We start from the raw sequence: 26,304 nt of genomic DNA on the forward strand, positions 1-26,304 counted from the left end.
GGGGCTGCCCCTCTGTCACATGTGGCCGAAAAACTCGGCGTCTGCTGCTCGCCAGGGGCGGAAGGTGGCGGGATCGATCTTTACGTGCGCCGCGGCGGGTACGTCGTACCATTTGACCGTGTAACCAGCGCCGTGAGAGCAAAAGACCGAGTCGGGCGTGTTGGGCAGATCGGCCTCGGGCTCATAGGCGGCCGTCTCGATTACGCGCTCGGCATCATGGCAAGCCGCATAGCCGGCGAACTCCAGGTACAGATGCCCGCGACCGCTCGTGTAGGCAGCTACCTCCAGGGCATAGTCCTGCACCTCGGATGCCGGCACGCGACCCACAAGCTTCGCCCGGTCCCCCGTCATCGTCGGTGGCTCGTACTCGGCACCCATGCGCGTGGCATCCGAGAGCGCCCGGCCCACGCACTCCCCCGGCACCTCGAGCTCAAAGTGGTACCACGGCTCCAACAGCACCGCCGCGCCAGCCTCACGCGCCTGCATGAGCCCCTGGCGAATCGCGCGGTACGTGGCCTGGCGAAAATCGCCGCCCTCGGTGTGTTTGGCATGCGCACGGCCGCCCGTGAGCGTAATGCGCACATCGGTGATGGGCGAGCCGGTCAGCACGCCCAGGTGATCGCGCTCCATGGCGTTGGTGAGTGCCAGACGCTGCCAGTTAAGATCGAGCTCATCGGTCGAGGTCACGGTGCCAAACTGCACGCCCGAACCCGCCGGCAACGGCTCCAGACGCAGATGCACCTCGGCATAGTGGCGCAGTGGCTCAAAGTGGCCCACGCCCTCGACCGGCTGCGAAATAGTCTCCTTATAGAGAATGCCGCCAGACTCAAACGCAACCGAAAGGCCAAAGCGATCGGCCAACACCCGCTGCACGACCTCGAGCTGCACCGCCCCCATAAGCTGCAGATGTATTTGTTCAAGATGGGTGTTCCAGCCTACGCCGAGCATGGGATCTTCGTCCGCCAACTCAGTCAGCGCTTTGAACACCGCGTGGACATCGTGTTCGCCCGGAAGCACCGTATAGGTGAGGACCGGCGCAATGACGGGCGCATCGCACGCGGGTTCCGCGCCCAGAGCGTCCCCTGGGCGAACGTGCGCAAGGCCCGTCACGGCACAAATGCCGCCAGCAGCAACTTCTTGGGCAAGCTCATACTTCTCGCCGTTATAGATGCGTACCTGATCGACCTTCTGCTCCCATGCCTCGGCACCGGAACGTCCGTTAATCACCTGTTTGGCATGCAGCGTGCCGCCGGTCACTTTAACCCAAGCCAAGCGCTCGCCGCGGTCCCCGCGGCTGACGCGATAGACGCGGGCGGCAAACTCCGGGAGCCACGCCTGTTCGCGCATCAGCGCGCATATACCATCCAACAGCTCGTCCACACCTTGGTCCTTGAGCGCCGAGCCGGCAAAGCAGGGAAAGAGCTTGCGCTCAGCAACCATGCGCGACAGCGTCGCGGAGGAAAGCTCACCCGCCTCAAGAAACTCCTCGAGCGCCGCTTCGTCCAACGCAGCAGCGTCCTCCTGAACGGCGCCACCCGCCAGCAGTTCGTTGGCATCCAGGCACCCCTCAGAAAGACGTTGCCCAAGTTGTGCCAGCAAAACATCGCGGCCGGGATTCTCCAAATCGATCTTGTTGATAAAGATGAACGTCGGGATGTCATAGCGCGCAAGCAGGCGCCACAGGGTTTCGGTGTGCCCCTGTACGCCATCGTTGGCGCCTACCACCAGAATCGCGTAGTCCAGGGCACGCAGCGTGCGCTCCGCCTCGGCAGAAAAATCGACATGGCCGGGAGCGTCCACGAGCATAACGTGGGTGTCACCATGGTCGAGCACAGCCTGCGACGAGAAGATCGTGATACCGCGCTCACGCTCAATCTCGTTCGTATCCAGATGCGAGTCGCCATCGTCAACGCGGCCGCGCTTGCGAATGCGGCCCGCGTTAAACAGCATGGCCTCGGCCAGCGTGGTCTTGCCGGCATCGACATGCGCCAAGATTCCAGCGACCGCTTGCTTCGACATGGCTCTCCTCTTATTGCAAGCCCATCGCACGCGGCAACGGGCACCCTCGTTCCACACTGGATGATACAATTTACGGGCCGGCGGGCGAAGCGGGCCCTATCCCCCGACCGAGCTCATCGCCCCGCGTTGCCGCGCGGCGATTTTCGTAGGTTCGCGCCTTGCGAAAGCCGGCTTGCAAATCAGCACAGCGAACGAAAATGACCCCACCTGGGCCAGTTTCGTTCGCATGAATTATTGATATGAGGCGTCGCTCTTACGCCTCGCGCAGCCAGTCAAACGCAACACGCGGCGTACCGTCCGACACATATACGATACCGGCGCGCTTAAACCCGGCCTTGGCAATGGCTCCCTGCATGGGCAGGTTGTCCTGGTGCGTATCGATGCGCAGGTGGTCGGCGCGCTCCTTGGCAAAGGCAAACATCGCGGCCGCGATACCGTGCACGGTGCCGTCGGACGCCACGCGGTGCAGTACGGCGTACGGAGTGTCGCTGTGCCACTGACCGTCCTCGATGACGTCATAGCACTCGTCCGGGCCCGGCAAAAAGGCAAACGTCGCCACCACGCGACCGTCGACTTCGCACACATAGCTGCCACCAGCGGCAATATCGGCAGCCAGTTGCTCGGCAGAAGGCGTGCCCTCGGGCCACTGCGTGGCGTTGCCATGCGCGCGCATAAAGGCGCGGGCGGCGTCGTAGATAGCCATGACAGCGGGAATGTCGGTATCGAGGGTTTTTCTGATCATCACGCGGCGACCTCACGTTTATTGGTATCACTTTGATTGAGCAATGATACCAACGTTTGGAGAAGGGCGCGAAGCAGATGGGAAGCAAAAAGCGAGCCGCCTGGTCAAAGGCCAAAAGCGAGTTTTTGGGCGCTGCCACGGGCGGCGATATGAGCGACCTGTTTGCGCGCGAGGACGAGCGCCGCGACGCCCTGGACGCCGAGCGCGATGAGGCCTGGCGCTACAAGTCGTGCGAACGCAAAAACCGTTACGACACGCGCGCCGAGGCCGAGGCAGTTATGGCCGACTGCGAAAACCGCGGACGTCGCGGGCTGGCCTGCTACAAATGCGAATACTGCGGCGGCTGGCACCTGACGTCGCACCCTTGGAAATAGACCCCGCATCGGCACAGCACTGACGGAGTGCCAGCCGTTGTACGGAAGCTACGGGCGCGGCGGCACCAGAACATCGTAACGAACGGCCTTGCCCGCAAGCTGATAGCTCGGCTTAACGCCGGCAAGCAGCGGCCCCTTCACCGGCCGCTTGATAACGACCTTGCGCGGGTGCACCGCAAGCGCAGCTTCGACCAGCGCCTCCTCATCGGCACACGGCTGTTCCAGATGATGCAAAAGTTGGAACTTCTTTTTAACCGCCGCGCTCTTGGTGCGCTCGGGAAACATGGGGTCCAGATACACCACGTCGGGAGCCGCGAGCTCGCCCCGCCCTATCAGCTCAGCTGTATGGCGAAGACCGGCAATGCTGTCCTCGCCGGCATGTAAGCGCATGCGTGCCACGGCTGTCGCAAGCGCCGGGTCATCCGCCGCGCGATCCAAGGCATCCTGCAACAGCACCGCGATCACGCAATCCTGTTCATACAGATCAACGGCAAAGCCCGCGGCAGCCAGCAGCAGCGAATCCTCGCCAAAGCCTGCCGTGGCGTCAATCGCCCATGGGCGCTCGACGCCTTTTGTGCGCGCAGCTTTCACCAGCAGCTCTTGCTGCAGACGGCCCTGCTTGAGCCTTGGAAGCATACGGGCAAAATCGGCACGCAGCTCCATCGCGCCGTCGGTGAGCGTGAGGCCCTCGGGCTTCCCGATCAGCTCAAGCCCCGCGGCCCGAGCAACAGAAAAGGAATCGATGACGCCCATGGACACTCCTTCACAAGCAAAATGAATACGTGAGCGCCGCCCCTGTCGGCACTCAACCGTCCGCTATTGTCCCACATGCGACATGGCCCACAGCATCCCAATGCAAAGCACCGCCATCAATCCCGTGCATACGGCAGCGATCACGGAATCGCTCATGCGCCTTCCCAACGACCGCGGCTCGCGCACTTGCCCTGTTCCGTACATCATGGCTCCTCCTTAGACCAACTCCTTGTTACGCCTTCATCATCGCAGCGCCGTACATGAGCTGCCATCGATTTGACTTACGCCCAGCTTTCCTTTTTGAAAGGTTGGACCGTGCAGGCAAGAAACGCTTTCAAACGCATGCATCGCCCCGTTGAACTACAATGTGCTTCACGATATGTGCCGCAACCTGGGTGCGACAGATTCTCCGCGCCCGCATCGAAAGGACCAGCTATGAGCGCCGCTCGCAAGACACTCAAAATCCTTGCCCTGATTTATTTTGTTCTGGGCATCGCCAGTCTCATCATGGGAATCGCCGGCATCGCGACCGGCAAGCTCGAGTCCACCTACGGATCGAACGCCATGCTCGCCGCGGCCGTGATTATCGCCAAGGGCGTTGTCGATCTGGCCGCCGGCGTTGCGGGCATCAAGGGTGCCAACAAACCTTCTCAGGTAGACGGCGCGTTTAAGCTCGGTATTGTTGCCGCGGTCGCCACGCTTGCCAAGGCGGTGCTCACGCTTCCCGCGCTCGGCGGCAGCGCCGTCAACATCGGCGCCTTTGTCCTCGTGGTGTACGACCTGTTCTTTGTTCAGCAGGCACACGCCGTTAAGGCCGAAAACAAGGACCGCCTGTAAGCGCTCACTTCTCATAGCCTCTGCAGCCAAGTAACTAAAAGGGCCGATTGCGCAGCAACGCGGTCGGCCCTTTACGTTTGCCCAGATAAAACCTACCAAAATAAACCTGTCCCTATTTGGTAGGTGTTAGCTGTGACGGTACTCGGCGATGATGAAGTCGATATCGGTCTGAAGGGTGTCCAGATTTGCCAGGCGCTCTTTGTCGGCAGGGCGCGTGCGGTAGTAGTAGGGCGTCATCTGAAATACGGCTTCGATGTCGGCCTGGGTCTGGAGCGTAATGTTCGCAGACACCCGCTGCGTTCCGACCAACTTAAGCTCCGTAGTCTTCGGCAGCTTTTCGTCGTTGAGATATGGCGTGTCGTAGAGTACCTCCTTGAGCCCAAAGAGATGATGGGCACCCGGCACCACGGTGTAGAGCGAGCCCTCGGGCGCCAGCACGCGAGCAAACTCGCGCTCGTTAAAGGGAGCAAAGAGCTCGGTCACCATATCGAAGGCGCCATCGGCCACGGGGACATCCTTCATGTTGGCCACAAAATAGGTCGCATCGCCGCGCTTGGCGGCCAGGCGCACCATCTCTTTGCCCAGGTCGAAACCGTAAGCATCCACGCCCGGCACCGCGCCCATGACACTGGTGTAGTAGCCCTCGCCGCAGCAAATATCGAGCAGCGTCATGGAGCCATTCGCAGACGTTGCACGTCCAGACACCTGTTTGCGCACCAGCTCGACCATCGCATCGCGCAACGGCGCGTAGTATCCACGGTTCAGAAAGTCACGACGGCTGCGTGCCTGCGACTTGGGATCGCCCATGGAGTCGCCGCTCTTGGACGAGCGCAGCAAATATAGATAGCCCTCGCGCGCACGGTCAAACCGGTGTCCGCCCGCGCATGCAGCACCGCGCTCGTCGTCCACCAACGGCTCATGGCAAACGGGACACAACAACATGGCAACTCCTTAGCGCGAACAACACAACGCCCACCATTGTCGCACGCCTTCCCCACCTAGTCATTGGGGACGTTCTTGAATGACTAATCGTTTAAGAACGCCCCCAACGACTAGGCGATTAGGAGTATCATCGTCTGCGCAAATAAGCACGATATAGCACGTTAGAGATTGAGAGCGTATGGCTGATACCGTATCTAAGCATATTGACATGACCACCGGATCGCTGTGGCGCAATATTCCCCTGTTCGCCTTCCCCGTGGCCGCCACGAGCATCTTGGAGCAGCTGTCGAACCTCATCGCCACGGTCATTATCGGTAACTTCTCGGGCGACCAGGGAACCCTCGCCATGGCGGCGGTCGGCTCCAATGTTCCGCTTACCAGTCTTATGCTCAACCTGTTTATCGGCATGTCGCTTGGCTCCAACGTGGTCATCGCCAATGCTATCGGCCGCAACGATCAGAACATGGTCAAACGCGCCGTCCATACCTCGATTCTTATGGCACTTGTGGGCTTTGTCGTCATCGCTCTGGGCGAGATCTTTGCCGAGCCCATGCTCGCCGCGCTCAACGTTCCCGCCGAGACTATGCCCCTCGCCTCGCTCTACCTGCGCGTCTTTTTGCTCAGCATGCCCTCGATCTTGCTCTACAACTTTGAGGCCGCGATCTTCCGCTCCGTCGGCATCACCCGCATGCCGCTGCAGGCGCTTGCCGTATCCACCGTCCTCAACATTGGTCTGGACCTCATCTTTGTCCCCGTACTCCACTGGGGCGTCGCGGGTGTCACCATCGCCACCGCCATCGCCTACACCGTCAGCGCCACTACGCTCTTTATTCGCCTGCTCAAGACCGACTCCGTCGTCCGCGTCACCCTTCGCGACCTGGCCATCGACCCCGTCGCCCTCAAGCGCATCGTCAAGATCGGCCTGCCCGCCGGCATCCAAAGCGCCGTGTTTGCCGTCGCCAACATCATCATCCAGTCCGCCATCAACAGCTTGGGCACCGAGGTCATGGCGGCATCGAGCGCCGCCATGAGCCTGGAGTACGTGTGCTACAACCTGCTCAACAGCTTTAGCCAGGCTTGCACTACCTTTGTGGGACAAAACCACGGTGCCCGCCAGATCGGCCGCTGCACTAAAACGCTCAAGGTCTGCCTGGTCGAAGGCGGTATCGTTGCACTCACCACGATTATCGTTATTGTCGGCCTGGGGCGCGAGATCTTGTCGCTCTTTAACAGCGATCCCAACATCGTCTCGATCGGCTATATCCGCGTGTGTTCGATCTTCCCGGCGTATGCCTTTAGCATGTTCTACGAAAACATGTCAGGCTACCTGCGCGGCTTTGGTATCTCGCTCACGCCCGCCCTCATCACCATGATCTGCGTCTGCGGCATCCGCTTCTATTGGGTATTCTGCGTGTTCCCGCACTTCCGCACCTTTGCGAACATTATGATGGTCTACCCCATCAGCCTGGGCACCACGGCGTTCTTTATGGTCGTGGCGGTACTACTTTGCCACCCGGCACGCACCTATCGCGCCACCCAAGCCAAAGCGACAGCCCGCTAAACACCGCACTCAACACCACGCCAGTCATTAATTGACAATATGCGAGCTCATATAGTCGATAAAACGCCTCGTGGCGATAGGCATGGTATCCCAGCTACGCCAAGCTGCCACCACGTCGCGCGAGGGAGCATGCACGATGGGACGTACACGAATATCGGCCCGCATGCCCTCAACGGTACGACGATACAGCATACTCACGCCTAGGCCCTCCTCCACCATCGCCATGATGGTGTAGTCGTCGGTTACCTCACTCGTCACGTGTGGCGACAGCCCATGCGCCGCGAATGCATCGAGCACCAGGCTCTGTTCGCCCTCATCCAGCAGCACAAACGGCTCGGACGCCAGGTCGGCAAGTGTCACCTTTTCCTTTGCCGTCAGCGGATGCGCGGTCGGCAACAATGCCACCAACTCGTCGTGATAGACCACGCGCTTCTCGAGCCCAGCGGTAAACCCGCGCGCCGTAAAGCAAAAGTCAACCACGCCATCGTGCACCCATTGAGCGTTGCGCGTGTAATCGCCCTGCTTGAGGGTAAAGCGTACGCCCGGGTGCAGCGCACCAAAGTCGCGGATCACACGCGGCAGCACGGTACGACTCACGTTGGTAAACGTCGCGATACGAATATCAGTCGAGGAGAGTCCCAGCAACTCCTGACGTTTGCCCTCAAGCTCGGCCTCGGCAGTTACGATCTGTCGCAGATACGGCAGATACTGCTTGCCATCGCGCGTAAGCGACACACCCTGCTTACCGCGCTCGATAAGCGTGGTACCCAGCTCGCGCTCGAGCGCCTTGACGGCCTGGCTCACCGCACTTTGCGTATAGCCCAGCTCGTCCGCCGCACGTTTCAGACTGCCGCAATCGACCACCATACATACAATCTGATACCGCGATGCCATCGTGCCTCCCCATCGATGTTGCCGTAAAACGTTTTGCCAGGGCTTTTTCTGTCAACATTAGCATTTCTTAATCATACTGAAGATACATTCGCTTTACTACATCCACATCTGGGAGCAGAATCCTTTTTGCGAAACCGTTCTGTAACAAAAGGAGTCCCATGGATCGCAAAAAAGCAATCGCGCTCTCATTTTCCGTTCCCGTCGCATGGGGCTTTTCGTATCCCCTTATGAAGATCGGCATGGACAGCATGAACGCCACGAGCATCGTCGCGCTGCGCTGCATCATCGCCTTTGCGGCTTGCCTGCTGCTCTTCCACAAGCACGCGTTGCGCATCAACCGTAACCTTATGGTCCGCGCCGCCATCATCGGCGCCATTATGGCAACCGAGCTCACCTGCATGTGCCTGGGCTCCAGCCTCACCTCCGCCTCCACCGCCGGCTTTTTGCAGAGCCTGACGGTCGTGATCGTGCCGTTTGCCAACGCCGCCCTGCTGCGTCGCGCCCCCGAGCGCAAGGTGCTCATCGGCACGGCCATCGTCACCTGCGGCATGCTGCTGCTCTCGGGCGCCGACTTTACCAGTCTGAATCCCGGCGCGCTCATCATGCTGCTCTCCGCCTTTATCTACGCTGGACACATCATTGTCGCCAAGCGGTTTGTCGAAGAAGTCGATCCGCTTGCTCTGGGCGTTTGGCAGCTGGGCTTTGGCGGCTTGTTCTCGGGCATCGCCGCATTCACCTTTGGCGGCTTCACGCTTCCCAGTACGCCCAGCGAGATCGTGGTCGTCGTTGCCCTCGCACTCATCTGCTCTGCCTACGGCTTTATCACCCAGACGCTCGTGCAGCCCCACGTGCCCGCCGAGACTACCGGCTTCGCCTTCTCGCTCGAGCCGGTCTGCTCCGCCGTCTTCTCGTTCTTCCTGGTCGGCGAGGTCCTGAGTCCCATCGCCTTCTTTGGCGCCGCCCTCATCCTCACCGGCGTCATGGTGGCAACCGTCGAGCTTCCGCGCCTTCGTGCACATGGACAGGCCCGCATGGCAGGAGCGCCCGAGCACGTCTCGTAGACCCCACTCCTTATGCAGCCGCGGCATAAAGATCTCCAGACGCCTTTACAATAGATGTCAACAGAGCATCTGCCATAAAGGAGCCCCATGGACACCGCAACCCGCGACCGCAACATAGCAACTTGGTTGAGCGATGCGCCGCGGCCGGTACGTGAAACTACGAACCAGCTGCTCGAGCGCATCGCCCTTTTGCGTGCCAAGCAAACCATCTACCCGGCACAAGACGACATCCTCAATGCCCTCGCCTACACGCCGGCCGACCAGGTCAAAGTTGTCATCTTGGGTCAAGACCCTTATCACGGACCCAACCAGGCCATGGGGTTGTCGTTCTCGGTCCCCGCGACGCAAACCAAGTTGCCGCCGAGTCTGCGCAACATCTATAAGGAACTCAAAGCCGATCTGGGCTGCCCCATTCCCGCCACGGGAGACCTAACCCCCTGGGCACAACAGGGCGTCCTGCTCCTCAACACTACGCTCACCGTGCGCGAGCATGCCGCGAACTCGCACGCCAAACTGGGCTGGAGCACGCTCACCGACTACATTATCGAACGCTGCTGTCAGCTGCCCCAACCGGTCGTCTTTTTGGCATGGGGCCGCTTTGCCCAGCAGATGGTCGATGGTAAGCTCGCCGCGACCGGCGCGGGCAAGGCAACCGGCAAGTTCTGCCTGGCATCCACGCACCCCTCGCCGCTTTCGGCCAACCGTGCCACGGCAGAACTCCCCGCCTTTATGGGGTCGCGCCCCTTCTCTACTGCCAATCGGCTACTCGAACAGCACGGCTCGACCCCCGTCAACTGGGCTTGCCTCGGCTAAAAATCGATACATCAAAAACGCGCCCGACGGCTTTCCATCGGGCGCGTTTCCTATTCGGGCCAAATAAATTGCGTGCGGCCGGCCTCGCCGCCATCGATCAACAGGCTCTGCCCGGTCATAAACCGGTTGGTCACGCCCACAAAGTAGATCCACTCGGCGATCTCTTGGGCGGTGGCCCAGCGTTTAAGCGGCGTGAGCTCCATAATCTGGTTCCACAGGTGTTCGTCTTCCATCACGCAACGGTTGAGCGGCGTTATAACGCCGCCCGGGTCCACACTGTTGGCGATGGCCTGCGGTGCCAGGCGGTTTGCAAGGTTCTTGGTGTAGGCGATAACACCGCCCTTGCTGGCGGCATAGGCGGGAAACTCCGATCCCGTATGTCCGCTCGCCGACCCCACATTGACCACGGATTTGATAGCCGGCGCAGGCTTGGCGGCGAGCCCCTCCCCCACAAAGGCGTAGCGCTCGGTCACGTTGATGGTGCCACACAGGTTGGCGGCGATGTCGTCGGCCGAATCCTGCGTACCGGCAACGTTCACGATTACCTGAGGCTCAAGGTCGCTTGGAAACGAGTCCGGCTCGCGGACATCAACGATCAGATGGCGGTAGCGCTCGTGTTCGATCGCCGGCGACAGCAGATCAAAGCCCACGACCTCGTGGCCCTCATCCAAAAAGCGCTGCACGCACGCGGCTCCGATACCGCCCGAAGCGCCCGTGATCAAAACCCGCATACTTGCTCCTTAGGCGGTTGCGTGGCGCTCGAGGTACTCGGAACCCACATTCTCGCGCTCCCAGCCGCGCACGACCTTGTAGCCCACGGGGCTCAGGAAGACCTCGCACAGCAGCTCGGCAACAGCGCCGGTCAGCGAGCACATGAGGACCTGCACCCAGGTCCAACCAAAGAACGTGTGGCTCACCACGATGGCGAAGACCAGGTTGTCGATAAACTGGCCAACACCCGTGGACACATAGGAACGGAAGGCAAAGCTCGCAAAGTTATTCTTCTTGAGCATACGGCCGAGCGACTGGTTGAGCGTGGAGTTAACCACGGCAGAAACGAGCATTGCCAGCGAAGAGCCCAGCACCACGTACCAGGTGCCGCCGATGGTGGCGTTAAGGGCGATGTTGACCTCGATCATGCCCGTGTCGTAGTAGGCGCCCCACATGCCGGGCGTGAGCGAACATGCCCAAAAGCACAGGCTCACGGCCAGGTTGACCAGTAGCGCGAGGATGGAGATTTTGATGGATGCCTTGGCGCCAAAGCGCTTGCAGATCATGTCCTGGCACAAAAACGAGACCCAGCTCACCACAAAGCCGCAATCGAGTGCCAGATACGGCAGGCTGATGAGCTCTTTGTTGGCCAGCAGGTTCATCATGATGACACTCACGAAAAACAGCGAAACCGTTGCCGCGGGAATGCTCCGCAACAGGACCTTGTAGTCCTCCATGACCTTCTTGATCATTATGTACTCCTTTGGTTTTAGGTTTAACGAGCAGGATATCGGACCCGAACTGCTCGGACGTCTCGGTCTTGAGACGACGGTGGGTATGATAGCCGCTCACACGGCATCAGGCAAGTAAATGGCGCGGCAGCCCCACAGGGCCACCGCGCCGATGCGTTAAAACGCTACGTTGCCAAACTCCGACAGGATAAGGTCGGGGTTGTGGTCGGTTGCCCAATCCACGTTCCACGGGCTCGTGAACAGCAGCAGCTTACCGCCGCGCATGTCCTCGACGCGCAGCGTGTCGCGCGTGAGCGAAAGGCCCGGGATATCGATGGTGTCGGGGTCATTCTGGATCCAGCGGATGTCCGTATAGGGCAGCGGCTGGCGACGAACCTCAACACGGTACTCGGCCTTGAGGCGGCGCTCGAGCACCTCAAACTGCAGCACGCCGACCACACCCACGATGACGCTCTCCATGCCGGCACCCAGCTCGCGGAAGATCTGGATGGCACCCTCCTGGGCAAGCTCCTCCATGCCCTTGACGAACTGCTTGCGCTTGAGCGTGTCGACCTGCGTAATGCGGGCGAACATCTCGGGGGCAAACGTCGGGATCTGCGGATACTGCACGTGGCGCTTGCCGGAGCACACGGTGTCACCGATGCTAAAGATACCCGGGTCGAACAGGCCCACGATATCGCCCGCGTACGCCTCGTCCACGATGGCGCGGTCATCGGCCATCATCGACGTGCCCGTGGCAAGCTTGAGCTTGCGGTTGCCCTGCACGTGGAAGGCGTCCATGCCGCGCTCGAACTTGCCCGAGCAAATGCGCACAAAGGCGATGCGGTCGCGGTGGTTCTTGTCCATGTTGGCCTGAATCTTAAACACGAAGCCGCTAAAGTCGTCGCGGCAGGGATCGACCGGCTCGGTGGTGAGCGTATCGGTATAGGCGCGCGGCGTCGGGGTCAGACGCAGGAACTCCTTGAGGAAGGGCTCCACGCCAAAGTTGGTGAGCGCCGAGCCAAAGAACGCCGGGCTCAGCTTGCCGCAGGCCACAGCATCCAAGTCGAGCTCGTCGCCAGCGCCATCGAGCAGCTCGATGTCGTCCATCAGGTTCTTATGGTTTTCCTCGCCGATGAGCTCGTCCATGGAAGGATCGCCCAGTTCGGCCTCGACCTCGGCGACCTTCTTGGTGGCGTTGGCGTGGCCGTCGCCCTCAAAGGCAATGACGTGACGAGTCTGACGATCGAACACGCCGCGGAAGTTGCGGCCGCTGCCGATCGGCCAGTTCATGGGATACGTATTGATGCCCAGGACATTCTCGATCTCTTCCATGAGCTCAAACGGATCGCGAGCCTCGTGGTCGAGCTTGTTCACAAAGGTGAAGATGGGAATGTGACGCAGCGTACAGACCTTAAAGAGCTTTTTGGTCTGGGCCTCGACGCCCTTGGCGCCGTCGATGACCATGACCGCGGCGTCGGCGGCCATAAGGGTACGGTAGGTATCCTCCGAGAAGTCCTGGTGGCCGGGGGTATCGAGGATGTTGACGCAGGCGCCGTTATAGGTGAACTGCAGCACCGAGGAGGTGACGGAAATACCGCGCTCCTTCTCGATGTCCATCCAGTCCGAGACGGCATGCTTGGCCGAACTCTTGCCCTTGACCGAACCGGCGGTCTGAATGCTGCCGGTATAGAGCAGCAGCTTCTCGGTAAGCGTGGTCTTACCGGCGTCCGGGTGGCTGATGATCGCGAATGTGCGGCGCGACGAGATTTCATCCGACAGGCTTGCCATGCGGATCCTTTCTTGCATTGAGTGCATTACGTCGATGTAACCGCCCTATTGTAGCCGCGAAATCCCGATTTAGAGCGCCTATCAGGACAAATTCATCAGTTGGGGCCTGGGTAGCCGGCCCAATCCGTATTTACCTCTTGCATAACTGTGCATAGTGTATATATACTGTGCTTACCGGTTATATACACGTGTAGCCCAACAGCTAAGGAGCCGCTGTGGACATCATCCTATCCAATTCGAGCGACAAGCCCATCTACGAGCAGATAACCTCGCAAGTCAAAGCTCAGATCTTATCGGGCACGCTCGCTGCGGGAGCCAAACTCCCCAGCATCCGTGCACTCGCGAGCGATCTTGGCGTGAGCGTCATCACCACCAAGCGCGCCTACGCCGACCTGGAGCAGCTTGGGTTTATCTGCACCGTGCAGGGCAAAGGCTGTTTTGTCGCCGAGGGCAACCAAGAACTCTTGCGCGAAAGTCAGCTCTGCCATATCGAAGAGTTGCTTGCGAAAGCGGCGAGCCAAGCCGAAACCCTGGGCGTCACGCGCGACAAACTGCACGAGATGCTCGACCTGGTAGCCCCCGAAACCATGCAGTAGCCATCTGCAAGAAAGGCTATACCATGCAAAACTTGCTAGAACTCAAAGGCATCTCACGCACTGTAAGCGACCGCTTTTCGCTGCGCGACGTCACGCTTGCCGTGGAACCCGGCCAGATTGTCGGCTTTGTTGGTGCCAACGGTGCCGGCAAAACCACGACGATTCGAGCCGCGCTCGGGCTTATAAAGCTCGATGCCGGCGAGGTGCACCTGTTTGGGCAGCGCTGTGGCGCCGACGCGCCCGATGAGTCGCAACGCCATCTACGCTCCCGCGTCGGTCTTGTCCTGGACACGTGCCCCTTCCCCTCCACGCTCAAGGTGGGCCAGATCGAGTCGCTCGTAGGCCCGGCGTACCCCACGTGGGACCGCGAAACGTTCGCCGGATTCATCAACCGATTTGGCCTCGATTCCAAGACAAAGGTCAAGGACCTCTCCCGTGGCATGGGCATGAAACTGCAGCTTGCCTGTGCACTCAGCCACAATGCCAAGCTGCTCGTTTTGGACGAAGCCACCGCGGGCCTCGATCCCATGGCACGCGAGGAACTGCTCGATGAGCTGCTTGCTTTTGTCGCCGACGGCCAGCGCAGCGTGCTGCTCTCGAGCCACATTACGTCCGACCTCGATCGCGCCGCCGACCGCGTCATCTGCATCGATAACGGCTCGATTGTGTTTGACCTGCCGCGCGAGGACATTACTGACCGCGCCGGCATCGCCCACTGCACCCAGACACAGGCCGTCGAGCTTATGGCTTGCGTCGAAGGCGCCCGTGCCGCCCACCACGCCTATAGCGTGGACGTGCTCGTGCCCAACCGTCGCGAAGCGCTCGAAGCCTTCCCCGAGATTCCCTGCGATCGGGCAACCATTGATGATTATCTTCGCCTCCTACTGAAAGGGGCTTCGAAATGAAACGCGCCTTTATGTCCGAGCTCGCCATCGTTCGCACGCTTGTCCCGAGCATTGCGGGCGTCGGCTTGTTCATCTTCGTCGTGCTGACGCTCGCCAACGCGTCGGATGGCGATTCCGGCATGAGCGCCGGCGCCTGCGCGGTCAGTGCCATGTCACCCATCATGGTCATGAGCTCGCTGGCCGGCTTCGACAATCAAAACAGTTGGGAGCGTTATCGGGCAACGCTGCCCTTCTCGCGCAAAGACATTATTTGTGCCCGCTACCTGTGCATCGTTGTCTTCTCGGCCATCATGGCCTGCGCCGCCGTGCTTTTGAACATCATCGTCCTTCCGCTCTTCAACAGTGCGGGCGTGACCTCGACAGGACAAACCGTCTTTGAGATCGCAATCGCCTCGGCAGCATCGATGCTCATCTCCCTCATGATGGTGTTTTTGGCGCAGCCGCTGTTCTTTCGATTTGGACACATGGAGGCGCTGCGCCTTTCCGTCGGCCTGTTTGCCCTGATGGGCTGCGGTACCATGGCAATGCTGAGCTCTTCCAACCCCATTAGCAACTGGCTCATGTCGATTGCCGGAGCGAATCCCGATCCTGCCGTCCTTGGCGGTCTGTGCGCAGGAATTGCCGTACTGGCCCTCGCGCTATGTGCAATCAGCTGCACCGTCAGCACCAAGGTCTATCGAGCACGCGATCTGTAATCGACAGCTAAAGGACTTGGGCGGCACCCCACCTCATTTACTAGATAAGACGAAGCAGCAACAACGCCGCCGCCCTTCGAAGCATGCCGTTTAGATCTTGGAAACCAAAGAGAAGTCGACAGCATATCGACAATTCGAGCCTTCACCAAATGGCTCCCCGGAACATAACCCCCGTCTCGCCGCGGCCATATCAAACCTTCATGGCGGGGCGGTATCCTCATGTCCATAAAACTCGCAGGATAAACCCATTATCCAAGGAGGCACCGCACCCGTGTCGTGGGTTGTCGCAGCATTTGCGTCAGCATTCTTTGCCGGCATCACATCCATCTTGGCCAAATGCGGCATCAAGCAGACCGACTCCGATGTCGCGACGGCCATTCGCACCTGCGTGGTGCTCGTTTTCGCCTGGGTAATGGCGGGCATTTCTGGATCCATTGGAACCATTGGCAGCATCGAACCCAGATCCTGGCTCTTTCTCGTCCTCTCGGGACTCGCTACCGGTGCTTCGTGGATCTGTTACTTTAAGGCGTTGAGCATCGGAAATGTCAATAAGGTCGTACCGGTCGACAAGATGAGCACCGTGCTCGCCGCGCTGGTCGCCATCGCGCTTTTTGACGAGACGAGCAACCTTGCGGTTAAGCTCGTGGGAACCGCTGTCATCACCCTCGGCACGTTTTTAATGATCGAGAAGAAGCAGTCCGCCGAACCCGAGCAGCAGCAAGACCGAACCTGGCTCGCTTACGCCCTCGGCGCCGCCGTGTTCGCGGCACTCACCTCCGTCCTCGCCAAGATCGGCATCGAAGGCGTCGAGTCAAACCTGGCCACGGCAATCCGCACCTGCGTGGTACTGGTTATGGCATGGGCAATCGTGGCAGCCAAGGGAAAACTGGAGCAGTTCGCGCACGTTGACCGGCGCGAACTCACATTTCTCGCAACATCGGGCATCGCGACTGGAGCATCGTGGCTGCTCTATTACTATGCCATCGCTGCAGGCCAGGTGAGTGTCGTGGTGCAGATCGACAAACTATCGATTGTCGTATCGGTGCTATTTGCGCGCCTGGCATTCAACGAAAAACTCTCCCGCCGCAGCGCCATCGGTCTCGTCCTCATCGTACTGGGCACCGCCGCGCTTGCAATTTGGAAGTAGCGCCGATACCGAACGAAATCCAGTCCACCCGCAAATCCGTGACACAGCGCCCGCACCGGACTTGAGATGTTTGTACTGACCGCGCGCTGCCGCGCTACTTGCGCAGCGGCTTGGGCAGTGGAATGCCAGCGGCAATGGCTGCGGCGATGATCATGCAGACGATACCCTTGAGTGGGAAACACATAAGCAGCAGGCCCACAACCATGACAGGCTGACGCATGACCGCACCCATCGTCGATGCCGTGCAGACGGCGACGCAAAAGACCGGATCTGCGCCGGTGAGGATGGCAAGGCCATAGCCCAGGCTTACGCCCGAGAAGATAACGGGGAAGAAGTGGCCGCCGCGCCAACCAAGGTTGATGAGGGCGGGCGTCAGCATGGCCTTAACAAGACCGGTCGCGATAAGCACGCCGGCGGGAATGGTGAGGTAGGTCTCCATAAGTACATCGGCCTGGGTCTCGCCGGCAAACATGGTGTAGGGCAAGACCGTGCCGCAGATGGCGAGCGCCAGACCGGCCAGCATGGCCTTGACGACAGGACGCTCCCCTATTGCATGGGACAGCGCCTCGCTCGCGTGCTCCGAGACAAAGTACAGCCAGCCGCAAACGGTGCCAACCAACGCCAGCGGGATGAGCCAGGCAAGCTCCAGGTTGCCCACCTCGGCGGCCTCGAACCTGGGCATGCCCATGCCGCCGCCCATAACCTGGCCGAGCAGCAGGTAGGTGCCCAGACCGCCAGCGATCGCGATACCGTAGACCACCGTCTTCTGTGCCTTGGGCAGCTTGATGGTGATCTCGCCGGACGCGGACCCATCGCCGGCGTCTTCGCCCTGGCCGTCGGCGCTACCGGCGAGCGGCGCCACAAAGCCAAAGACGGGCGCGGTAAAGAGCGCCGTCAGCGCGGCCTGGGTGCCCAACAGCGTGAGCTCCCTGAACTCGGCGCCAAAGCGGCGCATGCGGTCGCCGACCCAGCTGCACAGACCCGCGATAACGCCGGTCAGGCCGGCCTCCGGTCCAATACTTCCGCCAAACAGCAGCGGCAGCAATGCCGCGAGCGAAAGCTTGCCCAGGTTGTCGTACGGGTAGCGCCCGTCTTGCTTAACCTTAGCCATCACCTGGTTGAGGTCGTCGGTCTTGGTGCCCGTAAGCTTTTCGTACAGGCCGATCAGCAGGCCGCCCAGCAGGCAGACGAAAAACGGATACGGCAGAAAACCGAACGGGCCGCTGGCGAGTTCGGGCGACGCCGCGCCCAGCATGTGGGGGATCTCGGTCCACAGATAGTCGATACCGTGCTCCATCGCAAAAAAGAACAGCCAGACCGCGGCACCTGCGAACGCACCGGTCACGGCAACGCTAACTAAAAACAGCACGCGGTTTGTGGGTTTGGCAAGGTTGTCCATCGGGTCCTCCCGCGGTCAAAGTCGACATAGTTATGTTTTATTGTAGAGCGAGCGTTGCCCAGACAAGCCAACCATCTGCGCCACAAACGGCACCATTGGGAGTCATAGTGGGGCAGGCTCAAGACTTATCCGTTGATAATCGAGACAATCTCGCGCAAATCGTCGGCAAAGTAGATGCCGTGCTGGCGCCTCGGGCTCGAAAGCCCCTTATCAATCATGTGCCCGAGCAGCGCCTTGAGGTCGTTGTAGTAACCGTCAAGGTTATACAGGATGCACGGAGCACTCAGGTGCCCCAACGACACCGCGGACATGACCTCGGCAATCTCCTCGAGCGTGCCCGTCCCGCCGGGAAAGGCGATGAACGCATCACCGAGCTCAATCATCTTGGCTTTGCGCTCGGCCATATCGCTCGTCACGATGAGGTCATCGATGCCGTCGTGCTGAAACTCGGCCTCTATAAAAAAGCTCGGCTCAACGCCCGTCACGTGTCCACCTGCCTCGAGTACGCTATCGGCGAGCGCGCCCATCAGGCCCGATTTGGACCCGCCGTATACCAGCGCGTGCCCGTTGGAGCCAATCCAGTTGCCCAGCTCTTGCACCGCAGGCAGAAACGCCGGGTCATTGCCGACGCTGGCGCCCAGGTATACCGTGATATTCATATTCAGTCCCCCTCGTCGTGACGCGCGGCGCCCGTTCTAGCGTTGGCGTCGGCGATATTCGCGCACACGGCGCGACAGGTCGGCGAGCTCGTCACGATCGAGCTCTTCCAAATGCTCCAGATCGTCCATAAAGCGCGCCATGGTGTCCTTTTGGCGCAGCTTGATGAGCGTATTGCAGTAGTTCACCGCCACACCCGTGAGCATGGCAATGTAGAAGATGCTGATGACGCTCAGGACGACGGTAATAGCACGGGCGACCGGCGTTTCGGCCGGGATATCGCCAAAGCCGATGGTCGAGACGGTCTCAAAGCTAAACCAGAGACCATCGCCAAACGTAAGGGTCGTGGGCTCGGACAGCCAGACAGCCGTCGAGCACAGCAGATAGAAGACGAGGAACAGGCCCGTGATACGCACGAAACCGGCCTGGCGCAAAACATCGGCAAGCGTCCTCAGCTTTTTCATCGCGACCCCTTTTCCCCAGACGCCCAATCACGTTTGCTCGGTATTGTCCCACAACCGGCAGTTAGGCAACCGGCAGTTAGGGACGTTCCTTTTGTGCCGGCAGAAAGGGACTGTCCCCAACTGCCGGACGGGACCGTTTAGCGGTGCAGCTGCCGACTGGGCAGGCTGAGCTGGTATCCTTATGCGATAATGTCTCGATTCGTTAGGATTGCATGTGAGAGCTTCCGCTGTCCTTCGTTCAGTTATATATCGCACCTTGGCCGTCGCGCTTGCCGTGCTCGCCGTACTGAGCACCATCATGCCCGCCCCCGCCTATGCCGCCAATACCAATCAGCAGGTCAAAACGGTCCGCGTTGGTTGGCTCGTCAACAACGAGGGCTTCCAGGACGGCACCCCCGGCGAGCGTCTCTCGGGATGGGGTTACGAGTACCTCCAGACCTTGTCGTACTACACGCCCGGCTGGCGGTACGAATACGTCTCCGGCACTTTCACCGAGCTTTTGGACATGCTCGAGGCGGGCGAGATCGACCTCATGCCCAACATCTCCTACTCCGAGGAACGCGCCCAAAAGCTGCTCTTTTCCTCGAACCCCGAGGGCACTGAGCGCTACTACATCTACGCCAAGCCCGAGCGCGACGATCTGGCCAAGGGTGACCCCCAAGCGCTCCAAGGCCTTACCATCGGCTGCAACCCCGGCGTTATGCAAACCTTCGTTGGCCAGCAGTGGCTCACCAACGAAGGAATCGCCTGCACATACAGGGAGTATGACGGAAACTCCGTTCTCTTTGACGCGCTCGCAAACAACGAGGTCGATGCCATCATCATGAACGACACGACCTCGTCGCCCAGCGCCTCCCCCATGTTCTACATTGGTTCGAGCGACTACTACTTTGCCGTCCCCAAAAGCCGCCCCGACCTGATGGACGACATCAATGCCGCCATGACGGCAATCGCCCGCGTCAACCCACGCTATATCGACGAAGTCAAATCTAACTACTCGGCCCAAAACAGCGGTTCATCATCGCTCAACGGCCCCGAATGTTCCTGGCTCAAAGCAAACAACAACACCATCACGCTCGGCTACATTACGGGCAAACTCCCCTACTGTAACGAAGACGAAGACGGCGAAATGGAAGGTTCGCTCGCATCGCTTGCGACGACGTTGCACGATAAATTTGGCATTACGGTTGCAACAGTAGCGTTCTCGAACAACGAGCAAATGACCAAAGCCCTTTCCACAGGGACCATCGATGTCGCCCTACCGTTGTTTCGCGACTACTGGCTTGCCGAGCAGGCAGGGGTCATCCTGTCAAACCCGATGGGAACGGTTTCCCTAGCCGCCATTCACAGCAGCAGCAACCTGAACAGTGACCTTAAGAACATCGCTTGCACAGCAGACGCGATCGTCAACCGTTTTGAGCTCGCAAACCTATTCCCCGACGCAAAGGTAACCGAGTATCCGAATGACAACGAGGCACGCGAAGCCCTCAATAAGGGGGAGGCAAGTTGCATCATTGTCCCCAGCACGCGCTTGAAAACCATCCGCGACACCTACGATATCGAGGATTTCCAAACACAGGAGCTCACCGACACGGCACAGCTATCGTGTTTGATTTCGCGCGGCAAGCCCGTGCTGTTGGGAATCATTAATAAGGGCATCGTCAATGCTGGCGAATCGCTCTCTGCAAGCAGTTATTCCCCCACATCGTACTCGGCGCAAGAATCGGATGCGTTTCGACTTCTCTACCGCAACCGCATCGTCATTGCGGCAGTCGTCATCTGCATTTTGCTCACCGGCATCGTCATCCTTGTCTGGTCGCTTCACCGCGCGCAGAAAGAACAGCAGAAAGCCGATGCCGCCAACGCCGCTAAGACGGCATTCCTCACGCGCATGAGCCACGACATCCGTACGCCACTCAACGGCATCCTGGGTCTTATCGAAATTGAGGAATTGAAAGACGGCGACATGCAGGCCGCCCGCGAAAGCCGCGCCAAGGCGCGTGTTGCCGCCAATCACCTACTCTCGCTGATCAACGACATCCTCGAGATGGGCAAAATCGAAGACCGCAAGCTAACTCTGGAACATGCGCCTTTTAACCTCAAAGAGCTCTGTGACGATACGCTGGTGCTGTGCAAGCTCCGCGCATCCGATAACGGCATCACAATGCAGGACAATAGTCTGCCGTACGCCACGGGGCCATACATGATCGGCAGTCCCACCCATATCCGACAGATCATAATCAACCTGTTAGACAACAGCATCAAGTACAACAAGCGCGGCGGCTCCGTCACCTTTAGTTCAAAGACCAAGCCACTCGATGATGGGCGCGCGCTCTTTTGCTTTAGCGTTTCGGATACCGGCATTGGCATGGCTCCCGAGTTTTTAAAGCATATCTATGAACCGTTTGCCCAAGAAGGTGACGATGCGCGCAGTAAGTTCCAAGGAACCGGCATGGGCATGCCAATCGTCAAGTCGCTTATTGAACTGATGGGCGGTACGATTGAGATTTCGAGTGAGATTGGCGTGGGGAGTACGTTCAACGTCCAGATTCCGCTCGATATCGACAAGAACCCTCAGGCTAGAGAGGATGCGAGCAGGCAGACAAACAGCTGCTCGCTTGCCGGCATGAACGTCCTTTTGGCAGAAGACAACGAGCTCAATGCCGAGATTGCCCAGACTCTACTCGAAAGCGAGGGCATCGTCGTAACTCGCGCCGCCGACGGCAACGAAACGGTCGACCTATACGCTGGTCGTCCCGCCGGCAGCTTCGATGCGATTCTGATGGACATCATGATGCCGGGCATGGACGGCTATGAGGCAACCCGCGCGATTCGTCTGAGCGAGAAGGTCGATGCAGCCGATATCCCCATCATCGCGCTCACCGCCAACGCCTTTGCCGAGGACGCCAAGGCGGCACACGATGCCGGCATGAACGCCCATCTGTCCAAACCGCTCGACTTTAACAAGCTCAAAAACATACTCGCGCGCATCAAGAAAAACGGATCCGTTTCGCTATAGTTTGTGCTCAACCACCACGCACGACCAGAAAGGAAGCCAACGATGTTTAGGCCCTTACGTCGAAAGAAACGCGCCATCACCGACGAGGAAGCGCGCGAACTGCTCGCTACCTGCAAGCGCGGCGTCTTTGCCGTCAACGGCGACGATGGCTACCCGTACGCCATTCCCGTCAACTACTTCTTTGACGCCGAGCACGACAAGATTTATTTCCATGGCGCCAAGGCTGGCCACAAGGTCGATTCACTCAAGCGCGATGACAAGGTCTGCTTTACCGTTTACGGCAACGAGTGGTACAAGGACGGTGACTGGGCTCCCTACGTTATGAGTACCGTGGTCTTTGGCCGCTGTCGCCTGGCGAATGACACCCCTGCTTTTATCGAAGATAAAGTTCGCCAGCTCGCGCTTAAGTACTACCCTTCTGCCGAAGAAGTCGAAGAGGAAATCGCCAAGGACATTAAGGGCGTCCAGCTCTACGAGATTACAATTGAGCATCTTTGCGGCAAGCAGATTCAAGAAAAGTAAGCCTCTCAGCAGGTCTGCGCCCAATGGTTACAGATGCCTTACCACACGGGGCCTTCTAGCCAACTTGGCAGAAGGCCCCACATGCAGCGCACGCTTACCGTGCATTAAAAACGTAGCGGTCCAGGCGGTCGCACGCTTCCCTCACGCGCGAAAGCGGCAGCGCCAGATTCACGCGAATGTGGCAGGGCCCGTGGAACGGGCGGCCGTCCTGATACCCCACGCCCACGCGCGCCCCCTCGTCGAGCAACCACTGAATATCGCGGCCATGCTCGCGGCACCACTCGGTGCAGTCCAGAAACACCATGTACGTGCCCTGCGGACGTGAAAACGCGACGCCCTTCCAGTGCTTTTCTGCATACGTGCAGAAGTACTCGATATTGCCGGCAAGTACCTGGTTGAGCTCGTCCACCCACTCGTAGCCCTGCGGCTGATAGGCACCGATAAGCGCATGCATGGAGAGGACATTCATCTCGTTGTAGTGAGTCTTGTCGGACACGGCGCACATGCGGTCACGCAGCGTCTCGTTGTAGACAATGTGGTAGCTGCCGACCAGGCCCGCCAGGTTGAACGTCTTGCTGGGCGCGTAGAGGGCAACCGTACGCATGCGGGCATCCTCGCTCACCGACTGCGTCGGGATATGCTTGTGCCCCGGCAGGATGATATCGGACCAAATCTCGTCCGAGATCACCACGCAATCGTGCTGGCGATAGATGTCCATGGCGCGCTCGATCTCGTCGCGCTCCCATACGCGGCCGCAGGGATTGTGCGGCGAGCAGAACACCGCGGCATGGATGTGGTTTTGGGCGAGCTTGTGCTCCATGTCCTCAAAGTCCATACGCCACACGCCTTGATCGTCGAGCTTAAGCGGGCTGTGGACAATACGATAGCCCGCGGCTTCGATGGATTTGGTAAAGCCGATGTAGGTGGGGCTATGGACCAGCACCGCATCGCCCGGCTGGACATACGCGCGCAACGTCGACACGACACCGCCCAGCACGCCGTTTTCGTAGCCGATATGTTCAGGGCGCAGGCCCTCGACGCCATTGCGGCGGCTCTGCCATTCGATGATGCGGTCGAAGTACTCGGCGCGCGGGTTAAAGTAGCCAAACATGGGATGCTGAGCGCGCTGAATGATATGCTCCTGGACCGTGGGCACCGTGGCAAAATTCATGTCGGCCACCCACATGGGAATGCGGTCGAAGCCCTCGTCGGGTGCGTTCGGAGCCATACCGGGGATCTCGCCCCAGGAGTCAACGGCGATGGAGTCCATGCCGTGGCGGTCGATAAGCGAGCTAAAGTCGTATTTCATGCTGAACTCCCGTGCAAAGTTGATTGTTTTGGTAGGCGTTATTGTCCACCAGCGTGGGCGGTTTTGGAGCGGGGTTAGGCGTTGTTTTTGACGGATACGGACGGATGGTTAGTCCCGCGCGTCGTTGATGGCGGTTACCGTCAACCTGGCGCCGTCGACCGTAAACGATATATCAAGCCCGGCGTAAGCCAAATGGTAAACGCGGTTTGGCTCGTGCTTGCTGCCCGCGCGGCGCGGATCTTGGCGAAGGACCTCGACCAAACCAGGGAGCTTTGCGGGCGGGACCATATCCTGCAGCGCTTGTGGGAACTCGACGTCGAGCTCTTGCCACGGAGTACCCTCAATCCAGCCGCCCGTCGCATCTGGGTGACAGTCGGCAAATGGAATATAGGGCTTAATGTCGTAGATGGGCGTGCCGTCACGCAGGTCGGCCCCCAGCACATGGATGATGGGACCATTGTCGGTGAGCTCGACGCGATCGAGCTTGACGCAGGTAAGACCGATGGGATTAGGGCGAAACGGACTGCGCGTGGCAAACACGCCCACGCGCTTGGCTCCACCCAACCGCGGCGGGCGCACGGTTTTCGACCATTTTGCGTTGGTGCCGGACCTGTCCTGCGTCTTGGCATCGGCAGCTATGTCCTTAGCCGTGCCGCCGGGCGTTCCGTTTTCGAAGCGCCACAGCAGCCATAGGTGAGAGAAGGAGTCCAGACCCTCGACCGCCGCACTGGAGGCAAATTCCGGCTCAAACACGATGCGTCCCTGCAGATGGGGCGCCAAAAAGCTGTTGCGCGGAATGCCAAACTTCTGCGGCAGATCGGTATGTATGTGTGCAATAGGTTCCATGCCGGTCATTGTACGGCATGGAGGTGTGGGGCGTTGCGCGCAATTCTTCGCCGCGGTTCCCCGTCGTGCAACCAACGGTTGCTTGGAAGGGCACCTGCTGCCGCGTATGCTTAAGCCATCAACCAGCAGAAAGGAACCGCTATGGCCTTTGCAGAAAAGCTCATTGCTGTCCGTCGCGTCCATCACCTTACCCAGGAGCAGCTCGCCACCAAGCTCTTCGTCACACGCCAAGCCGTCAGCCGTTGGGAACGCGGCGAGGTCACACCGGGCATCGACATGATGAAGCTCATCGCCGCCGTGACCGGCGAGCCCCTGTCTCATCTGCTCGAAATGCCCGAGCGCTATTGCCAGAGCTGCGGCATGATACTCACGCCCGACGACTGCGGCACCGACGCCACGGGCGCCACGACCGACCATTACTGCAAGTGGTGCTACGACCACGGTAAGTACACCTACGACACCACCATGGAGGCGATGATTGAAGATTGTGCCCCGCGGCTGGCACAAAACACCGGTATGTCGCTCGACGAAGCCGTCTCGCTCATGGGAGCCGTGCTGCCACAGCTGGAGCGCTGGCACACCGTGCAGGAAAACGAGGAGCGCTACGGTGCCGAGGCGCGGTCGCGCTATGGCGATGAGGCTATCGATGCAGCAAACGAAACGTTACTGGACATGAATCCTCAGACATGGAACGACATGAAGGAACTTGAACGCGCTATTCTGGGTCAGCTCTCGATTGCCATGGGCGACGGCGATGCGGATGGAAGCGAGGCTCGCAAGCTCGTCGCGATGCATCACCGCTGGATAGCTCTCAACTGGGGCAGCGAGCCCCAAGACGAGGCCTATCTGGGGCTCGCCCACGGCTACCTCGCCGATCAGCGCTTTATCGACTACTACGACAAGCCATGCGGCACCGGAGCCACGGCGTTTCTAGTTCAGGCCATCGAGTCGTCGTTGACGCGCGCATAGACCGCGGCGGCTTTGGGTATTTCAATCAAAACCTCAACCGATTGGAGACCCATGGCTACTAATCATGAGCTCGCGCTGTACGTTATGACCGGCTGCCCGTATTGCATAAAGGTCAAGCGTTTCCTTGCCGATAACGGCGTGACCATTCCCGAGCGCAATATCTCGACCGATACCGATGCCGAGCAGACACTCATCGCCGTCGGCGGAAAACGCCAGGTTCCCTGCCTGTTCATCGACGGCAAGCCACTCTACGAATCGAGCGACATCATCGCGTGGGCGCAGGAGAACCTGCTCTAGCGTTCTATTGCGGTCGGCTGGCCCCAACCCATACGACCCAAACATGTACACCAGCATCCAAAATCGACATTTTTCGACATCTTTGGATGCTGGTGTACAGTTTTTTGCATGGGTAGTCATTGGGGACGTTCTTAAATGACTGGTTGTTTGAGACGACCTTTGGATTATGGCTGTTTGAGGCCATCTGACATCTCTGGAAAGGGCTCCTTAGGGTGGCGCGCGCAGACGTGGTGTAAGAGCGTCCCGAGGT

The 26,304-nt window shown here is 59.6% G+C and carries 25 protein-coding genes and 2 pseudogenes; 14 read left to right on the plus strand and 13 right to left on the minus strand.

Translation table 11 applies throughout. From position 1 onward, the window contains the following. Positions 1 to 15: 15 nt before the first annotated feature. Positions 16 to 2,019, minus strand: a complete 2,004-nt coding sequence (locus DWY51_RS03240; RefSeq protein ID WP_117769849.1) for a translation factor GTPase family protein — start codon at positions 2,017 to 2,019, stop codon at positions 16 to 18. 253 nt (positions 2,020 to 2,272) lie between these two features. After that, positions 2,273 to 2,761, minus strand: coding sequence for a GNAT family N-acetyltransferase (locus DWY51_RS03245; protein ID WP_117769850.1), 489 nt, complete (start codon positions 2,759 to 2,761; stop codon positions 2,273 to 2,275). A gap of 77 nt (positions 2,762 to 2,838) precedes the next feature. Here DWY51_RS03245 and DWY51_RS03250 point away from each other — a divergent pair, with 77 nt between their 5' ends. Then, on the plus strand, positions 2,839 to 3,135 hold the full coding sequence (locus tag DWY51_RS03250; RefSeq protein ID WP_055310006.1) for a hypothetical protein: 297 nt from the start codon (positions 2,839 to 2,841) through the stop codon (positions 3,133 to 3,135). Positions 3,136 to 3,183: 48 nt separating this feature from the next. Here DWY51_RS03250 and DWY51_RS03255 read toward each other — a convergent pair whose 3' ends face one another. Next, positions 3,184 to 3,888, minus strand: coding sequence for a class I SAM-dependent methyltransferase (locus DWY51_RS03255; RefSeq protein WP_117769851.1), 705 nt, complete (start codon positions 3,886 to 3,888; stop codon positions 3,184 to 3,186). Positions 3,889 to 4,323: 435 nt separating this feature from the next. Between DWY51_RS03255 and DWY51_RS03260 the strand changes: the two genes are divergently transcribed. Further along, positions 4,324 to 4,725, plus strand: a complete 402-nt coding sequence (locus tag DWY51_RS03260) for a hypothetical protein (protein ID WP_117769852.1) — start codon at positions 4,324 to 4,326, stop codon at positions 4,723 to 4,725. Positions 4,726 to 4,851: 126 nt separating this feature from the next. Here DWY51_RS03260 and DWY51_RS03265 read toward each other — a convergent pair whose 3' ends face one another. Next, on the minus strand, positions 4,852 to 5,667 hold the full coding sequence (locus DWY51_RS03265) for a putative RNA methyltransferase (RefSeq protein WP_117769853.1): 816 nt from the start codon (positions 5,665 to 5,667) through the stop codon (positions 4,852 to 4,854). A 178-nt stretch (positions 5,668 to 5,845) separates the two neighbouring features. Between DWY51_RS03265 and DWY51_RS03270 the strand changes: the two genes are divergently transcribed. Beyond that, entirely contained in the window at positions 5,846 to 7,228 is a 1,383-nt protein-coding gene (locus tag DWY51_RS03270; RefSeq protein ID WP_117769854.1) for an MATE family efflux transporter, read from the plus strand. A 27-nt stretch (positions 7,229 to 7,255) separates the two neighbouring features. Here DWY51_RS03270 and DWY51_RS03275 read toward each other — a convergent pair whose 3' ends face one another. Further along, a complete protein-coding gene (locus DWY51_RS03275; RefSeq protein ID WP_117769855.1) occupies positions 7,256 to 8,122 on the minus strand; it encodes a LysR family transcriptional regulator in 867 nt (288 codons plus the stop codon). Positions 8,123 to 8,280: 158 nt separating this feature from the next. Here DWY51_RS03275 and DWY51_RS03280 point away from each other — a divergent pair, with 158 nt between their 5' ends. Then, a complete protein-coding gene (locus DWY51_RS03280) occupies positions 8,281 to 9,183 on the plus strand; it encodes a DMT family transporter (protein ID WP_117769856.1) in 903 nt (300 codons plus the stop codon). Between the two features lie 87 nt (positions 9,184 to 9,270). Continuing rightward, positions 9,271 to 9,996, plus strand: coding sequence for a uracil-DNA glycosylase (locus DWY51_RS03285; protein ID WP_117769857.1), 726 nt, complete (start codon positions 9,271 to 9,273; stop codon positions 9,994 to 9,996). Between the two features lie 50 nt (positions 9,997 to 10,046). Here the strand turns inward: DWY51_RS03285 and DWY51_RS03290 are convergent, their stop codons facing one another. The 3 genes from DWY51_RS03290 to DWY51_RS03300 form a co-directional block, all read right to left on the minus strand. Next, positions 10,047 to 10,727 carry an SDR family NAD(P)-dependent oxidoreductase gene (locus DWY51_RS03290; protein WP_117769858.1) on the minus strand — a complete coding sequence of 227 codons (681 nt, stop codon included), beginning with the start codon at positions 10,725 to 10,727 and terminating at the stop codon, positions 10,047 to 10,049. Positions 10,728 to 10,736: 9 nt separating this feature from the next. Next, the gene (locus DWY51_RS03295) at positions 10,737 to 11,459 is read right to left on the minus strand and encodes a VUT family protein (protein WP_233504609.1); all 723 of its coding nucleotides are present in this window, start codon (positions 11,457 to 11,459) and stop codon (positions 10,737 to 10,739) included. A 156-nt stretch (positions 11,460 to 11,615) separates the two neighbouring features. Continuing rightward, positions 11,616 to 13,229 carry a peptide chain release factor 3 gene (locus tag DWY51_RS03300; protein WP_117769859.1) on the minus strand — a complete coding sequence of 538 codons (1,614 nt, stop codon included), beginning with the start codon at positions 13,227 to 13,229 and terminating at the stop codon, positions 11,616 to 11,618. A gap of 215 nt (positions 13,230 to 13,444) precedes the next feature. Here DWY51_RS03300 and DWY51_RS03305 point away from each other — a divergent pair, with 215 nt between their 5' ends. The 5 genes and pseudogenes from DWY51_RS03305 to DWY51_RS09755 all read left to right on the plus strand — a co-directional run. Beyond that, the gene (locus tag DWY51_RS03305) at positions 13,445 to 13,825 is read left to right on the plus strand and encodes a GntR family transcriptional regulator (RefSeq protein ID WP_117769860.1); all 381 of its coding nucleotides are present in this window, start codon (positions 13,445 to 13,447) and stop codon (positions 13,823 to 13,825) included. A 23-nt stretch (positions 13,826 to 13,848) separates the two neighbouring features. Next, complete coding sequence (locus tag DWY51_RS03310; protein ID WP_117769861.1) at positions 13,849 to 14,730, plus strand: ABC transporter ATP-binding protein; 882 nt, start codon at positions 13,849 to 13,851, stop codon at positions 14,728 to 14,730. Beyond that, complete coding sequence (locus tag DWY51_RS03315; RefSeq protein WP_117769862.1) at positions 14,727 to 15,425, plus strand: ABC-2 transporter permease; 699 nt, start codon at positions 14,727 to 14,729, stop codon at positions 15,423 to 15,425. Before DWY51_RS03310 ends, DWY51_RS03315 begins: the two co-directional genes overlap by 4 nt. 271 nt (positions 15,426 to 15,696) lie before the next feature. Next, positions 15,697 to 16,110 (plus strand): annotated as a pseudogene (locus tag DWY51_RS09750) (EamA family transporter); the annotation flags it as partial. A gap of 57 nt (positions 16,111 to 16,167) precedes the next feature. After that, positions 16,168 to 16,572 (plus strand): annotated as a pseudogene (locus DWY51_RS09755) (EamA family transporter); the annotation flags it as partial. Positions 16,573 to 16,666: 94 nt separating this feature from the next. Here the strand turns inward: DWY51_RS09755 and DWY51_RS03325 are convergent. The 3 genes from DWY51_RS03325 to DWY51_RS03335 all read right to left on the minus strand — a co-directional run bounded on the left by DWY51_RS03325 (position 16,667) and on the right by DWY51_RS03335 (position 19,092). Continuing rightward, entirely contained in the window at positions 16,667 to 17,971 is a 1,305-nt protein-coding gene (locus DWY51_RS03325) for a chloride channel protein (protein WP_117769864.1), read from the minus strand. A 125-nt stretch (positions 17,972 to 18,096) separates the two neighbouring features. After that, positions 18,097 to 18,630: a TIGR00730 family Rossman fold protein gene (locus tag DWY51_RS03330; protein WP_117769865.1), complete on the minus strand. Its 534-nt coding sequence runs from the start codon at positions 18,628 to 18,630 to the stop codon at positions 18,097 to 18,099. 36 nt (positions 18,631 to 18,666) lie between these two features. Next, positions 18,667 to 19,092: a potassium channel family protein gene (locus DWY51_RS03335; protein WP_117769866.1), complete on the minus strand. Its 426-nt coding sequence runs from the start codon at positions 19,090 to 19,092 to the stop codon at positions 18,667 to 18,669. Positions 19,093 to 19,306: 214 nt separating this feature from the next. Here DWY51_RS03335 and DWY51_RS03340 point away from each other — a divergent pair, with 214 nt between their 5' ends. Next, positions 19,307 to 22,111 (plus strand): transporter substrate-binding domain-containing protein, encoded by a 2,805-nt coding sequence (locus tag DWY51_RS03340; protein WP_117769867.1) that lies wholly within the window; start codon positions 19,307 to 19,309, stop codon positions 22,109 to 22,111. 42 nt (positions 22,112 to 22,153) lie between these two features. Continuing rightward, positions 22,154 to 22,633: a pyridoxamine 5'-phosphate oxidase family protein gene (locus DWY51_RS03345; RefSeq protein WP_117769868.1), complete on the plus strand. Its 480-nt coding sequence runs from the start codon at positions 22,154 to 22,156 to the stop codon at positions 22,631 to 22,633. Between the two features lie 94 nt (positions 22,634 to 22,727). Here DWY51_RS03345 and DWY51_RS03350 read toward each other — a convergent pair whose 3' ends face one another. Together DWY51_RS03350 and DWY51_RS03355 are read right to left on the minus strand one after the other, a co-directional pair. Continuing rightward, on the minus strand, positions 22,728 to 23,942 hold the full coding sequence (locus DWY51_RS03350) for a MalY/PatB family protein (RefSeq protein ID WP_117769869.1): 1,215 nt from the start codon (positions 23,940 to 23,942) through the stop codon (positions 22,728 to 22,730). Positions 23,943 to 24,050: 108 nt separating this feature from the next. After that, complete coding sequence (locus DWY51_RS03355; RefSeq protein WP_233504610.1) at positions 24,051 to 24,788, minus strand: tRNA (N6-threonylcarbamoyladenosine(37)-N6)-methyltransferase TrmO; 738 nt, start codon at positions 24,786 to 24,788, stop codon at positions 24,051 to 24,053. A gap of 141 nt (positions 24,789 to 24,929) precedes the next feature. Between DWY51_RS03355 and DWY51_RS09480 the strand changes: the two genes are divergently transcribed. Together DWY51_RS09480 and DWY51_RS03365 are read left to right on the plus strand one after the other, a co-directional pair. Then, a complete protein-coding gene (locus tag DWY51_RS09480) occupies positions 24,930 to 25,757 on the plus strand; it encodes a TipAS antibiotic-recognition domain-containing protein (protein WP_158556898.1) in 828 nt (275 codons plus the stop codon). A gap of 51 nt (positions 25,758 to 25,808) precedes the next feature. Then, positions 25,809 to 26,054 (plus strand): glutaredoxin, encoded by a 246-nt coding sequence (locus tag DWY51_RS03365; protein WP_117769871.1) that lies wholly within the window; start codon positions 25,809 to 25,811, stop codon positions 26,052 to 26,054. Positions 26,055 to 26,304: the final 250 nt, after the last annotated feature.

The sequence above is a fragment of the Collinsella sp. AF25-2LB genome (assembly GCF_003458415.1).
Classification (GTDB): Bacteria; Actinomycetota; Coriobacteriia; order Coriobacteriales; family Coriobacteriaceae; genus Collinsella.

Excerpts from the sequence above, each read along its gene's own strand:
- DWY51_RS03240 (WP_117769849.1), bottom strand. The coding sequence starts at position 2,019 with ATGTCGAAGCAAGCGGTCGCTGGAATCTTGGCGCATGTCGATGCCGGC.
- DWY51_RS03245 (WP_117769850.1), bottom strand. The coding sequence starts at position 2,761 with ATGATCAGAAAAACCCTCGATACCGACATTCCCGCTGTCATGGCTATC.
- DWY51_RS03250 (WP_055310006.1), top strand. The coding sequence starts at position 2,839 with ATGGGAAGCAAAAAGCGAGCCGCCTGGTCAAAGGCCAAAAGCGAGTTT.
- DWY51_RS03255 (WP_117769851.1), bottom strand. The coding sequence starts at position 3,888 with ATGGGCGTCATCGATTCCTTTTCTGTTGCTCGGGCCGCGGGGCTTGAG.
- DWY51_RS03260 (WP_117769852.1), top strand. The coding sequence starts at position 4,324 with ATGAGCGCCGCTCGCAAGACACTCAAAATCCTTGCCCTGATTTATTTT.
- DWY51_RS03265 (WP_117769853.1), bottom strand. The coding sequence starts at position 5,667 with ATGTTGTTGTGTCCCGTTTGCCATGAGCCGTTGGTGGACGACGAGCGC.
- DWY51_RS03270 (WP_117769854.1), top strand. The coding sequence starts at position 5,846 with ATGGCTGATACCGTATCTAAGCATATTGACATGACCACCGGATCGCTG.
- DWY51_RS03275 (WP_117769855.1), bottom strand. The coding sequence starts at position 8,122 with ATGGCATCGCGGTATCAGATTGTATGTATGGTGGTCGATTGCGGCAGT.
- DWY51_RS03280 (WP_117769856.1), top strand. The coding sequence starts at position 8,281 with ATGGATCGCAAAAAAGCAATCGCGCTCTCATTTTCCGTTCCCGTCGCA.
- DWY51_RS03285 (WP_117769857.1), top strand. The coding sequence starts at position 9,271 with ATGGACACCGCAACCCGCGACCGCAACATAGCAACTTGGTTGAGCGAT.
- DWY51_RS03290 (WP_117769858.1), bottom strand. The coding sequence starts at position 10,727 with ATGCGGGTTTTGATCACGGGCGCTTCGGGCGGTATCGGAGCCGCGTGC.
- DWY51_RS03295 (WP_233504609.1), bottom strand. The coding sequence starts at position 11,459 with ATGATCAAGAAGGTCATGGAGGACTACAAGGTCCTGTTGCGGAGCATT.
- DWY51_RS03300 (WP_117769859.1), bottom strand. The coding sequence starts at position 13,229 with ATGGCAAGCCTGTCGGATGAAATCTCGTCGCGCCGCACATTCGCGATC.
- DWY51_RS03310 (WP_117769861.1), top strand. The coding sequence starts at position 13,849 with ATGCAAAACTTGCTAGAACTCAAAGGCATCTCACGCACTGTAAGCGAC.
- DWY51_RS03315 (WP_117769862.1), top strand. The coding sequence starts at position 14,727 with ATGAAACGCGCCTTTATGTCCGAGCTCGCCATCGTTCGCACGCTTGTC.
- DWY51_RS03325 (WP_117769864.1), bottom strand. The coding sequence starts at position 17,971 with ATGGACAACCTTGCCAAACCCACAAACCGCGTGCTGTTTTTAGTTAGC.
- DWY51_RS03330 (WP_117769865.1), bottom strand. The coding sequence starts at position 18,630 with ATGAATATCACGGTATACCTGGGCGCCAGCGTCGGCAATGACCCGGCG.
- DWY51_RS03335 (WP_117769866.1), bottom strand. The coding sequence starts at position 19,092 with ATGAAAAAGCTGAGGACGCTTGCCGATGTTTTGCGCCAGGCCGGTTTC.
- DWY51_RS03345 (WP_117769868.1), top strand. The coding sequence starts at position 22,154 with ATGTTTAGGCCCTTACGTCGAAAGAAACGCGCCATCACCGACGAGGAA.
- DWY51_RS03350 (WP_117769869.1), bottom strand. The coding sequence starts at position 23,942 with ATGAAATACGACTTTAGCTCGCTTATCGACCGCCACGGCATGGACTCC.
- DWY51_RS03355 (WP_233504610.1), bottom strand. The coding sequence starts at position 24,788 with ATGGAACCTATTGCACACATACATACCGATCTGCCGCAGAAGTTTGGC.
- DWY51_RS09480 (WP_158556898.1), top strand. The coding sequence starts at position 24,930 with ATGGCCTTTGCAGAAAAGCTCATTGCTGTCCGTCGCGTCCATCACCTT.
- DWY51_RS03365 (WP_117769871.1), top strand. The coding sequence starts at position 25,809 with ATGGCTACTAATCATGAGCTCGCGCTGTACGTTATGACCGGCTGCCCG.